We start from the raw sequence: 11117 nt of genomic DNA on the forward strand, positions 1-11117 counted from the left end.
GGTAGCACGCCGAACTGGCTGGCGGTGCACGGGGCGATCGCCAGCCAATTCATATCAACCCGCGCCTTCCACGCCGGGGCGCTGCGCGCGCGTCTTCCACAGCGACCACCCCACGCCCGCCGCGAGGATGGCAAAGGTGATCGACAGCGATGCCGCGGGCGGAATCTTCATCAGACCAAACGCATCGGCAATGAAGATCTTCGATCCGATGAACACCAGCAGCACTGCGAGCGCATATTTCAGATAGTGGAAGCGGTGCACCATCGCTGCCAGCGCGAAGTAGAGCGCGCGCAGGCCGAGGATGGCGAAGATGTTCGAGGTGTAGACAATGAACGGATCGGTGGAAATCGCGAAGATCGCAGGCACGCTATCGACGGCGAAGACGACGTCGACGATTTCGACCATCGCCAGCGCCAGGAACAGCGGCGTTACAAACCAAGCCGGTTTGCCAGTTTTCCGGTGCGGCTGCCGCACGAAAAACCGGTTGCCATGCAGGTTTTCAGTCACCGGAAGGGTTTTCTTGATGAAGCGCAGAGCGCCGCTTGAGCCGACATCGTACTCCTTGTCGGCGGTCAGCCACATCTTGATGCCGGTCAGGATCAGGAAGGCCGCGAAGACGTAGAGCACCCAGCCGAAGTTCTCAACCAGCGCCGAGCCAAGCCCGATCATGATCGCGCGCAGAATGATGACGCCGAGAATGCCCCAGAACAGAACCCGGTGCTGATACTGGCGCGGGATTGCGAAGTAGCTAAAGATCATAGCGATCACGAACACGTTGTCCATCGCCAGGCTCTTCTCGATGACGAAGCCGGTGACATATTCGAGCCCGGCCTTTTCGCCGAGGTACCACCAGACCCAGCCGCCAAACACGAGGCCGAGGCTGATGTAGCCGGCGGACAGCGCGAGACTCTCGGTCACGCCGATTTCGCGCTGCTTCTTGTGCAACACGCCAAGATCCAGCGCCAGCAACGTGACCACGATGGCAAGGAAAGCAAGCCACAGCCATAAAGGCTTGCCGAGCCACATCAATTCCAGAAATTCCATTGGTCCGATCCGATCCAGACGCTCTTTCCACGAGCGGTTTCATCTCGATCCGACATCACGACTTGCCAGTCGTCAGAGGGGCCCGGTCCGCACGGTCAATCTAGTCGCCGGGTCGATAGGCGGCTAATCGGATTTTGCGTTAATCGTGATAGTCTCAGCCTATCGAGGCGCGGCGCCGACTCTTGGCGTGCCGAGCAAAGCGCGCGCCTCCGCATCGACGCGATTGGCAATGGCGCGGTAGGCGTCGCCATAGGCGGCACCCGATCGCCAGGCGGCTGCGATGCTGCGCGTGAAATTCCATCCCTTGGGGTCGAGCACTTTGACACCCGCCAGTCCGCCGACATCCGATCGCAGGTAAAGCTCCGGCAGGATCGCCAGTCCCACACCCGAGGCCGCCATCTGATGGATACTGTCGAGGCTGGTGCCTTCGTAGTCGCGCAACAGCACCATGCCGAGATCGGCGCAGACTTCAGCGACCTGTCGATGCAGATGATGACGTGGTTCGAGGCTGATAACCTTGGCACCTGACAGATCCGACAGGCGCAACTTGGCGCGTTGCGACAGCGCGTGGTCGGGAGCTGCCACGATGAACAGCCGTTCGCGGAACAAGGGCTGGATCTCGATATCGCCTCCCTCGATCGGCAGCGGTCCGAGCAGCATGTCCAGGCCACCCCGGGACAGCAAGAGCGCCTGCTCTTCGGGGATACCCTCCCTGATGTGCAGTCTCAGGTCGGGCTGCTCGCGGTGAAGCGCGGCAACGATCGGCGGCATGAGATATGGTCCCAGAGTGGGCGTCACACCAAACCGGAGGGTGCCGACGAGGTGGTCTCTGGAGCGCCGCGCGAGGTCGCGGATGTCCTGAACTTCGATGATCACCCGGCGTGCGCGCGCGGTGATCTCTCGCCCCACCGGGGTCAACTCGACCCCCGGATTGCGCCGGTCGATCAAGACGACGTCAAGTCGTTCTTCCAGCGCGCGAAGCTGCTGGCTGAGCGTTGGCTGCGAAACATGGCAGGCGTCCGCTGCCCGTCCGAAATGTTCGACGTCCGCGATGGCCACTAAATATTCCAACTGGCGAAGTGTCGGCATGTGAAAACTCCCTGACGCGATCGTGATACGCTATCGGCGTTGCTCAGATGTTGCGACACAGGCGATCCGCGGGCCGGCCGCCGGCAACATCGCCAACGCGGCGCTGGCCGAACCTTTCGGCCGATCTCAATGGCGCCGAGCACGGGATGCATGCTATCGTAACCTCGCCGGCCAAAGCCGACGGAAACGGGAATGCAATATGGGCGACGATCACAGTACCCCGGACCGCACACTGTCGCCCTCCACCGTCTATTTCGATGGTTCCTGCCCGCTGTGCCAGGCCGAGATCGGCTATTACCGCCGGCTCGACCAGGCTGGCGCGATCTGTTTCGTCGACGTGTCCGCGACCGGCGCCGTCACCCCCGACGGCGTCACGCAACAGGGCGCGATGGCCCGTTTCCATGTCCGTGCGGCGGACGGGCGCATCCTGTCGGGCGCAGCCGCTTTCGTCGAGGTGTGGACGCGGCTGCCCAAATGGCGCTGGGCGGCGCGCGTGGCGGCGTTGCCGGGCGTGCTCCCGGTGCTCGAACTGGCCTATCGGGCGTTTCTGCCGGTGCGGCCCTATCTGTCCCGTCTTGCCGGACGGGTTTTGCCGCGCATGCCGTGAGCCGACGTTACAGCAGCGCCCCGACCAGCAGCGACGCCACCACCACGCAGCTGAGCGGAATCCGGAGCTTCGGATACCAGGGCGGTGCATCGCCCAGCCGCGTCGCCCGCAGATCGATCGCCAGCATGGCGGCCACGGCGATGGCCAGCAGCAACAGTCCGGTGTTTCCTGCGACGAGCAGGGCGACCCACGCGACCAGCGACGGCGTCACGCTGAGGATCATTCGGGCCGCACGTCTCGTTGTGTCCGGGCTGCCCGCGGGCGAAATGGCCAGGCCCCAATGGATGCCGCCCAAAAACGACAGGATCGTCGCGCCATAGGCGAGCAGCGCGTAGGCGACCCCGGGTCGGGTCGCTCCGTCGAGCAGGGGCATCGCCCCCGCCAGGGCGATGAACGGCACGGCTCCAAGCCCGCCCAGCCATGCCGCGCTGGAGGGGACCGCGGTTGTTTCAATTGGCAAGACGTCTTTTTCCTATCCGAATGCGCAAACCGCCAAGGCTTGCGTGGGGAGCTTCGCCCAGGCCGTCACGACGATCAAGCCGGTCCGGCTCACGCATTCTGGCATCTGTTGCCGGCATCGTGACCCAGCGCAACGTCCAACCCGCCAAACTGCGCTTCTGTACTCCGCGCAAAAGAAGGAGTGACCGGTGGCGGATAACAACGCAACTTCGCAAATGTTCGGCTCGGACGCCTATTCGCCTGCAGAAATTCAGGACAGGGTCGAGAAACTGGGCGTCAAGAAAGCGCGCAGCCCGTTCCTGCCCGAGTTCATGCTGTCGGTCGTGGCGGGGGGCTCGATTGGCCTTGGTGGCATGTTCTTCCTGATCGTGCTGGCCGATCCGAGGCTTGGCTTTGCCTTGCAGCGGTTGCTTGGCGGCACGGTGTTCACGTTGGGACTGGCGCTGGTGATGATCGGCGGCGCCGAACTGTTCACCGGCAACTGCCTGATCGTGATGGCCTGGTGCAACGGCCAGCTCCGGACCGCAGAGGCACTGCACAACTGGACATTGGTCTGGTGCGGAAATCTGGTGGGGGCGCTCGGCCTGGTGTTCCTGTTGTACGTGTCGCATTTCGTCGATCTCAATAAGGGCGAGGCGGGCGCGGCGGTGCTGAAGCTGGCCATCGGCAAGATGGCGCCCGATATGGTCACCATTTTCTTCAAGGGAATCCTCTGCAATCTGCTGGTCTGCCTCGGCGTTTGGCTGGCCTATGCCGGTCGTTCGGTGACCGACAAGATGATCGGCATGTGGCTGCCGGTGTCCTGCTTCGTCGCCGCGGGCTTCGAGCACTGCGTGGCCAACATGTTCTTCCTGCCGATGGCCTGGGTGCTGGTGCAGACCGGGCATGTGCCGGGCGGCGTCGATGTATCGACCGTCACGTTGCTCAACATCGCGCACAACATCCTTCCTGCAACGCTCGGTAACATTGTCGGCGGCGGCGGTTTTGTCGGCTTCGTCTATTGGGTGATCTACCGCAAGAGTCTCGGCGGCCTGACACCGCTGCCGCTGGCCGAGACCGAGGGCAAGTCCGCGCCGGGAAACACCGCGGCTGCCGGGAAATAGGGGCGCCTGGTCAGCGATCGTGGAAACGGACTTCGGCGCCGTAACATCTTGATTTGCGTAAAACCAAAATGGTCGCATCGGCGTATCACCGGCGGGCTCGGATCCAGAACGGGCGCCATGGCGATGTCCGATGCATGACAAGCATGGCGTCGGGCCGGGTAGATGCGCAGCCCGCTCATGCCTCGTCATCGGAGCCGATGTTGCATGACGTGGGGACGCGGTTGCCTGCAGATGCTCGCCGCGCCCGGCGGCGGCGAGGCGTATCTGAATGACCTCCCGATCGCGATCAAGGACGTTGCGCTTGCGCCCGAGCCGCCGGAATCAGGCGGGAATACCGGAAGTTCGGATGCACAGGTGTTTCTTCAGGTAACGCGCCATGTATGACAAGTTCGAGTATTTCCTGGCGCTTGAAAAGGAGAAGCATTTCGGCCGCGCGGCGCATGTTTGCGGCGTGTCGCAGCCGAACCTTTCGGCGGCGCTGAAACAGCTCGAGCTGCAATTCGGCGTCCTGCTGGTCGATCGCGGCGCGCGGTTCATGGGCTTCACGCCGGAGGGCTTGCGCATTCTCGACTGGGCACGCTGCATCGTCGGTGAGTTTCGCGCGATGAACGCCGAGATCGAGCTGATGAAGCAGGGCAATTCCGGTCATCTGCGGATCGCCGCGATTTCCACGGCTTTGCCGATCCTCTCGCTGCTGACGAATGCCTACTGGGTGCGCTATCCCGGCGTGCATGTTACGATCGCTACCTGTAGCTCGGCCGAACTGCTGTCGCGGCTCGAGAATATCGAAGCCGATGTCGGCGTCAGCTACCTCGACGAGGAGTCGGGCGGCCGCAACGCCGAACTGCCGCTCTATCACGAGCGCTACTGCCTGGTCTGTTCGCGCAGCCTGCCGTTCATGGACCAGGCGACGGTGACGTGGGACGAGGTGGCGACGCTGCCGCTGTGCCTGCCGTTGCAGGATACCAGGAATCGCCGCATCTACGATCGCATCTTCCAGGAGGTCGGCGTCGCCGTGCAGCCGGCGCTGGAATGCAACGATTCCACCGTGCGGCTTTCCCATCTGCGTGCCGGACGACTGGCCACCGTGATGCCGCGCATCATGGCGGGAGACTGGTCGATGCCGCCGGAGCTGGCCGCGGTGCCGATCGTGGCGCCCGACGCCAGCACGATGATCGGCCTGATCTATCCGAAACGCGATCCGATGCCGGCGCTTACTGCCGCTCTGGTCAACGAGGCGAGGCAACTGGTGCCGGTGCTGACGGCGATGTCATGAGAGCCGCGGCATTCCGGCCGCATCATTGCGGCCGGAATGCCTCGATCACCGCGGAATCCGTCTCGATGCGTCCTGCGCCGATCAGATCGAGACAAAACGGGATCGCGGCGAACACCGCATCGAGACAGACCGCCACCGAAGCGGGCTTGCCGGGCAGGCTGACGATCAGGCAGGCGCCGCGCAGGCCAGCGGTCTGGCGCGAGAGGATGGCGGTCGGGACATGCTTGAGGCTGGCCAGCCGCATCGCTTCGCCGAAGCCCGGCATCACGCGCTCTATCACCGCTTCGGTTGCTTCCGGCGTGCAATCGCGCGGCGACGGGCCGGTGCCGCCGGTGGTCAACAGCAGGTCGACCCTTTCGATGTCACACAGCGCGATCAACGCGTCGCGAACGCTGTCGATACCATCCGGGATGATACGGCTGACAGGCTCCCACGGCGTGACGATAGCGCGGCGCAGCCAGTCGACGACCGCGGGGCCGCCCAGATCCGCATACTCGCCGCGCGCGGCGCGATCGGAGACGGTCAAAATGCCGATGCGTACCACGGCTGGATTCCATATAGGTTGATCGTGTTCGCGGGACTGATAGCACGTCGCTCCGGCGAATTCGCCGGGGCGGTTGCATGTTTCGCCATGCAGCAAGCTGCCGTCGAACAGCAGGCTGTCACCGGCCTGTCCGTGCAGCACGACGGGATCTGATGGCCCAGGGGACGCCGGTTGCAGAGAGAGGCCAGGCGTTCCTGCGTCGCGCATTTGGCTGGCTGATTTCGTGACTGGCGGCCGTTTCGGCCATGAGAAGAATTCGTCAGCCCAGCAGATCGCGCAGCGTGCGCATGAAGACGCGCGCACCGACGCCGATCAATTCGTCCGGGAAATCATAGTCGGGATCATACAGGCCAGCGTGTCCGCCCCCTGCGCCCAGGAACAGCATTGCGGCTTTCGCGCGATGATTAAACCGCCCCGCGCCGTTCGCTGCTGATCACCTACGGCATTGCCACCCAAGAGGCGCGGTGGCGAGCCACCCGTGTGCTGCGCGCCGTGCGCATGGACCAGGATGCGATCTTCGGCGGCTGAACGGTTGGCATCCGGTCGCTCAGCCGCGATGATGCACCTCCTGCAGTCCGTAGACGTCGGTCGGGATGCCTGCCATCCTGGCCTTGAGCTGCAGCGACAGGAATTGCGAGTAGTGCCGCGACTGGTGCAGGTTGCCTCCGTGAAACCACAGGCCGGGCTGCTGGGTCGGCTTCCACATGTTACGCTGCTCTCCTTCCCACGGGCCGGGGTCTTTCGTCGTGTTGGAGCCGAGGCCCCAGACCTTGCCGACCTTGTCGGCGACTTCCTGCGAGATCAGGTCGGCGGCGAAACCGTTCATTGAACCGTAGCCGGTGGCGTAGACCACCAGATCGGCGGGCAGTTCGGTGTCGTCTGTCAGGATCACCGAATGCTCGGTCAACTTCTTCACATCGACGCCGCTCTTCAGCTTGATGCTGCCATCGGCGACAAGCTCGGAGGCGCCGACGTCGATGTAGTAGCCGGAGCCGCGGCGCAGATACTTCATGAACAGCCCGGACCCGTCATCGCCGAAGTCGAGCATGAAGCCGGCGGTCTCGAGGCGCTTGTAGAAATCCGCGTCGCGTTCGCGGATCGCATTGTAAACCGGGATCTGGAATTCGTGCAGGATCTTGTAGGGCAATGAGGCAAAGATCAAATCGGCCTTCGCCGTGGTCATGCCGGAGCGCACCGCCTGTTCGGAGTAAAGCGGCGCCAGCCCGATTTCCATCAGCGAGTCCGATTTTACAATGTGAGTGGACGAGCGCTGCACCATGGTGACGTCGGCGCCGGCTTCCCAAAGTGCTGCACAGATGTCGTGGGCGGAATTGTTCGAGCCGATGACGACGGCCTTCTTGCCCTTGTAAGCGTCCGGCCCAGGGTGCTGCGACGAATGGTGCTGGTCGCCCTTGAAGACATCCATGCCCTCGAATTTCGGGATGTTGGGTTTGGCCGACATCCCGGTCGCCAGAATCAGCTGCTTCGGCTTCAGCACGATCTCGCGGCCGTCGCGCTCGACAATCACGGTCCATTCGCCCGCCGCTTCGTCGTACGTCGCCTTCTTGCAGGTGGTAGAGCTCCAATAGTTCAGCTCCATCACTTTGGTGTACATCTCCAGCCAGTCGCCGATCTTGTCCTTCGGCGAGAACACCGGCCAGTTCGGCGGGAATGGCAGATAGGGCAGGTGGTCGTACCAGACCGGATCGTGCAGGCAGAGCGACTTGTAGCGCTTGCGCCAGCTGTCGCCGGGGCGTTCGTTCTTCTCGATCACGATGGTCGGCACCTTGAGCTGGCGCAGCCGGGCTGCGAGCGCGATGCCGCCCTGGCCGCCGCCGATGATCAGGCAATAGGGCTGCCGCGAAATGCCGAGCTCGGCGGTCTCCTGCTCGCGCTCTTCCTTCCAGGTCTTGCGATCGCGGTCGACGCCGTGCTTGGCGCCCATCGGCCGGTCGAAGCCGACGGGCTCTTCATAGCCCTTGAGTTCGACCATGGTGGTCAGCAGCGTCCAGATCCGGCCTTCCTTCAGGCGGAGATGGCCGAAGCCGCGGGCGACCGCGGTCTCGAACTGGATCCAGCTCTCGATGATCCCGTCGGCCTCGGTTGCTGCCTCGCCATCGGCAATCTTCCATCCCGACGGTTTCGTGCCGGCAAGCCGCGCCTGCAGCATCGCGCGGACCTGATCCTTGCCCTCCATGGTCTTGATATTCCATGTGAAGCTGACGAGATCGCGCCAGTAGCAGTCGGTCTGGAACAGGTCGAGCGCGCGGTCGATGTCGCCGGCGGTCAGAGCGCTGTCCAGCGTCGCCAGCAGTTTGGAGACTTTTCCGTTCGGGGCCTTGTCGAGCATAATGATGTCCTCCCATGTGCCGATGGCGCCTTGTGGCGCGCTTGTCTGCGCTTCGCTGCATTGCAGCGAAGAAGCCGGCGACAGGTGAGTTCACCCCGCGCCGGGTCATTCCAGGAACAGCCAAGCGTAACACTTCACGCCGCAGAGGCGAGGCGGAAACGAGGAGGGCCGCAAAAAATTCGAAGGCGAAAAGGCGACGCGTGCCGCGGCCCATCAGCCCCGCAACTGCTTCTCGAATTTCTTAATCAGCCGGTCGCGCTTGAGGCGCGACAGCCGCTGCATCCAGAACATGCCGTCGAGTTGGTCGATCTCGTGCTGGTGGCACACCGCGCGCAGGCCGTCGGATTCTTCGGTTTGTGATGCCCCGTCAAGGTCCTGATAGCGAATCCGCACGCGGGCGTGACGTTGGATGTCACCGTTGACGCCGGGCATCGAGACGCTGCCCTCCTGATGCGTGATCATCTCCGGCGAGGTCCAGACGATTTCCGGATTGATGTAGCTGCGCGCGCCGGTGACCGCGTCGAGGTCGAGCACCACCACGCGCAGCGATACGCCGACATGCGGCGCGGTGATGCCGATGCCGGGCGCGGCATGCAGGGTGTCGAGAAGATCATTCGCCAGCTCGCGCAGTGCGCCGTCGAACGAGACGACGGACTGCGCGCGCAGCGACAGGCGGGCATCGGGGTAGCGCACGATCGGGCGGATGGTCATGAAGGCGGTCTACCGCTTCGACCGCCGCGGCGCTAGCGGCCGCGGCGATAGCGTCGGTTCACTTAACCTCCATCTGCAGACCTTCCTTGTCGATGATGGTCTTGAATTTGGCAGTCTCGGCCTCGACGAAGGTCGAGAACTGCGCCGGTGTGCCGTAGTCGGACACGGCACCCATTGCCGCGATGGTTTTCTGGGTGTCGGCGCGGGCCAGCAGCACCTTGATCTCGCTGTTCAGCGAGTCGACGGCGGCCGAGGGTGTGCTCTTCGGATAGAACACGCCGAACCAGGAGGCGACGTCGAACTTGGCCAACTCGGGCGCCGTCTCGCGCATCGCCGGCACGTTCGGCGCCAGCGCGCTGCGCTCCGGCGTGGTGACGGCGAGGCCGGTGAGCTTGCCGTCGAGCACCTGCGGCAATGACGGGTAGAGGTTGTCGAACAGGATCTGGATGTCGCCGGCCAGCGCCGCCTGCAGCGCAGGTCCTGCGCCGCGGAACGGGACGTGCTGCATCTTCAGCCCGGTGAGCTGCAGCCACCACGCGCCGGTCAGATGCGGGCTCTGGCCGACGCCGGAGGAGCCGTAGTTCAGCTTGTCCGGATTGGCCTTGATATAGGCGATCAGCTCCGGGATGGTCTTGATCGGCACCGACGGGTGCGCGCAGACGATGTTCGGGATCCGGATCATGTTGCTGACCGGCTGCAACTGCTCGGCCTTGTAGCTGAGGTTTCTGAAGATGCTGTAGGCGATGGCGTTGGGGCCGGGATTGCCGACCAGGATGGTATGGCCGTCGCCCTTGAGGCGGGCCACTTCGGCGGTACCGATGGTGCCGCCGCCGCCGGAGCGGTTTTCCACGACCACGGATTGCCCCCAGACGGGTTGCAGGTGCGCGGCCAGCAGGCGGCCCATCACGTCGGTCGAACCGCCGGCGGCCGCGGGGACGATGACGCGGACGGTTTCGGTGGGGCGCCATTCACCGGCGCCGAGGGAGCTGCGTGGCAGGATCGCGGCGGTTGACAGACCGGCAGCAGCGGACAGCACGCCGCGGCGCGTGATCAAGCGGGTCATCGGTTTCTTCCCTGAACTTTGTCGTTATGACTTTTTGGTCTTGGTGCAAACCGTAGAGCGGCACGGCGAGATCGGCAAGACGCCCGTTGACGCGGGTAAAGCCACGTCACCGTGACGTCGCGGCACCATCCGGGACTGCCGCGAAGGCCACGCCATCCCCGCACGCCGCTTCCGCCATTGACCTACTTGGAGGCGGATAGTCCGTGCATGAACAGATCGATGCTCGCTGTGGTGAAAGCCGCGACATCGAGTTGCTTGCGGCTTCCGAACAACAGCGCCCACAGGCTCAACAGCAAGGCCGGACTCATGACGATCTCGGTGAAGGACGTCGCCGGCGCCGCCCGAAATTCGCCGGCGGCAATGCCGGCCTGGATGATCTTCTGAAACTGGTCGATCGTCGGCTTGACGAATTCGTCGTAGTGCCGTTCGACGAGATCTGGAAACCTGGTCCCCTCCGCGATCAGGAAGCGAAGCGTCTCGCGCGATTCCCGGCTCTCGGCAATCCGTCCAAACACGAAGACCATTAGGTCATGCAGCCGGCGCGTGTAGGATCCCTGCAGTTTCGCGGCGTAGCTTTCAAAGTCAGGAAAGAAACCGAGAGAGGTGTGGCGGACCATCTCCTCGAAAACCCGCTCCTTGGTCTCGAAGTAAAAGTAGATCGTTCCCTTGGTGACGCCAGCGCGCGTGGCGACATCTTCCAGCCGCGTCGAGCCGTAGCCATTCTTGACGAACTCCTCGAAGGCCGCATCCAGAATCTCGGAGGGGCGTTCGGCCTTGCGCCGCGCTCGCGTTTTCTTGATTTTAGCAGGCATCTCAATACTCATTTCAAACTTGTTATATTATTGACTTTCGAGTTAGTCAATTATATGGA

General features: G+C 63.5%; 13 protein-coding genes. 4 read left to right on the plus strand and 9 right to left on the minus strand.

Annotated features, from left to right (window positions below; all coding sequences use genetic code 11):
- Positions 1-54: 54 nt before the first annotated feature.
- Both FNL56_RS13730 and FNL56_RS13735 read right to left on the minus strand, forming a co-directional pair.
- Positions 55-1044: a TerC family protein gene (locus FNL56_RS13730; RefSeq protein ID WP_143573215.1), complete on the minus strand. Its 990-nt coding sequence runs from the start codon at positions 1042-1044 to the stop codon at positions 55-57.
- Positions 1045-1203: 159 nt separating this feature from the next.
- Entirely contained in the window at positions 1204-2133 is a 930-nt protein-coding gene (locus FNL56_RS13735) for a hydrogen peroxide-inducible genes activator (RefSeq protein ID WP_143573217.1), read from the minus strand.
- Positions 2134-2332: 199 nt separating this feature from the next.
- On the opposite strand from FNL56_RS13735, the gene FNL56_RS13740 reads away from it, so the two are divergent.
- Complete coding sequence (locus FNL56_RS13740; protein WP_143573218.1) at positions 2333-2740, plus strand: thiol-disulfide oxidoreductase DCC family protein; 408 nt, start codon at positions 2333-2335, stop codon at positions 2738-2740.
- Positions 2741-2747: 7 nt separating this feature from the next.
- Here FNL56_RS13740 and FNL56_RS13745 read toward each other — a convergent pair whose 3' ends face one another.
- Positions 2748-3200, minus strand: coding sequence for a DUF3429 domain-containing protein (locus FNL56_RS13745; protein WP_143573220.1), 453 nt, complete (start codon positions 3198-3200; stop codon positions 2748-2750).
- A 187-nt stretch (positions 3201-3387) separates the two neighbouring features.
- Between FNL56_RS13745 and FNL56_RS13750 the strand changes: the two genes are divergently transcribed.
- From FNL56_RS13750 to FNL56_RS13760, 3 genes are all read left to right on the plus strand, one after another.
- Complete coding sequence (locus FNL56_RS13750; RefSeq protein ID WP_246661537.1) at positions 3388-4302, plus strand: formate/nitrite transporter family protein; 915 nt, start codon at positions 3388-3390, stop codon at positions 4300-4302.
- 204 nt (positions 4303-4506) lie between these two features.
- Positions 4507-4686, plus strand: coding sequence for a hypothetical protein (locus FNL56_RS13755; protein ID WP_143573222.1), 180 nt, complete (start codon positions 4507-4509; stop codon positions 4684-4686).
- Positions 4679-5578 carry a LysR family transcriptional regulator gene (locus FNL56_RS13760; protein WP_143573223.1) on the plus strand — a complete coding sequence of 300 codons (900 nt, stop codon included), beginning with the start codon at positions 4679-4681 and terminating at the stop codon, positions 5576-5578. The genes FNL56_RS13755 and FNL56_RS13760 overlap by 8 nt, the downstream gene beginning before the upstream one ends.
- Positions 5579-5600: 22 nt before the next feature.
- On the opposite strand, the gene mog is transcribed toward FNL56_RS13760, so the two are convergent.
- The 6 genes from mog to FNL56_RS13790 all read right to left on the minus strand — a co-directional run bounded on the left by mog (position 5601) and on the right by FNL56_RS13790 (position 11058).
- Complete coding sequence (gene mog / locus FNL56_RS13765; protein WP_143582546.1) at positions 5601-6122, minus strand: molybdopterin adenylyltransferase; 522 nt, start codon at positions 6120-6122, stop codon at positions 5601-5603.
- 259 nt (positions 6123-6381) lie between these two features.
- Positions 6382-6507, minus strand: coding sequence for a hypothetical protein (locus FNL56_RS28415; RefSeq protein ID WP_441351289.1), 126 nt, complete (start codon positions 6505-6507; stop codon positions 6382-6384).
- A 162-nt stretch (positions 6508-6669) separates the two neighbouring features.
- Positions 6670-8472, minus strand: coding sequence for an NAD(P)/FAD-dependent oxidoreductase (locus FNL56_RS13775; protein WP_143573224.1), 1803 nt, complete (start codon positions 8470-8472; stop codon positions 6670-6672).
- A gap of 213 nt (positions 8473-8685) precedes the next feature.
- Positions 8686-9183 carry a peptide deformylase gene (locus tag FNL56_RS13780; protein ID WP_143573226.1) on the minus strand — a complete coding sequence of 166 codons (498 nt, stop codon included), beginning with the start codon at positions 9181-9183 and terminating at the stop codon, positions 8686-8688.
- 58 nt (positions 9184-9241) lie between these two features.
- A complete protein-coding gene (locus tag FNL56_RS13785) occupies positions 9242-10246 on the minus strand; it encodes a Bug family tripartite tricarboxylate transporter substrate binding protein (RefSeq protein WP_143573228.1) in 1005 nt (334 codons plus the stop codon).
- Positions 10247-10428: 182 nt separating this feature from the next.
- The gene (locus FNL56_RS13790) at positions 10429-11058 is read right to left on the minus strand and encodes a TetR/AcrR family transcriptional regulator (protein WP_143573230.1); all 630 of its coding nucleotides are present in this window, start codon (positions 11056-11058) and stop codon (positions 10429-10431) included.
- Positions 11059-11117 lie beyond the last annotated feature (59 nt).

The organism is Tardiphaga sp. vice304, from assembly GCF_007018905.1.
Lineage (GTDB): Bacteria > Pseudomonadota > Alphaproteobacteria > Rhizobiales > Xanthobacteraceae > Tardiphaga.

Bases quoted from the DNA above. Each gene is read 5' to 3' on its own strand.
- FNL56_RS13785 (WP_143573228.1), bottom strand. From the start codon at position 10,246: ATGACCCGCTTGATCACGCGCCGCGGCGTGCTGTCCGCTGCTGCCGGT.
- FNL56_RS13760 (WP_143573223.1), top strand. From the start codon at position 4,679: ATGTATGACAAGTTCGAGTATTTCCTGGCGCTTGAAAAGGAGAAGCAT.
- FNL56_RS13735 (WP_143573217.1), bottom strand. From the start codon at position 2,133: ATGCCGACACTTCGCCAGTTGGAATATTTAGTGGCCATCGCGGACGTC.
- FNL56_RS13790 (WP_143573230.1), bottom strand. From the start codon at position 11,058: ATGCCTGCTAAAATCAAGAAAACGCGAGCGCGGCGCAAGGCCGAACGC.
- FNL56_RS13780 (WP_143573226.1), bottom strand. From the start codon at position 9,183: ATGACCATCCGCCCGATCGTGCGCTACCCCGATGCCCGCCTGTCGCTG.
- FNL56_RS28415 (WP_441351289.1), bottom strand. From the start codon at position 6,507: ATGCTGTTCCTGGGCGCAGGGGGCGGACACGCTGGCCTGTATGATCCC.
- FNL56_RS13775 (WP_143573224.1), bottom strand. From the start codon at position 8,472: ATGCTCGACAAGGCCCCGAACGGAAAAGTCTCCAAACTGCTGGCGACG.
- FNL56_RS13755 (WP_143573222.1), top strand. From the start codon at position 4,507: ATGACGTGGGGACGCGGTTGCCTGCAGATGCTCGCCGCGCCCGGCGGC.
- FNL56_RS13730 (WP_143573215.1), bottom strand. From the start codon at position 1,044: ATGGAATTTCTGGAATTGATGTGGCTCGGCAAGCCTTTATGGCTGTGG.
- FNL56_RS13740 (WP_143573218.1), top strand. From the start codon at position 2,333: ATGGGCGACGATCACAGTACCCCGGACCGCACACTGTCGCCCTCCACC.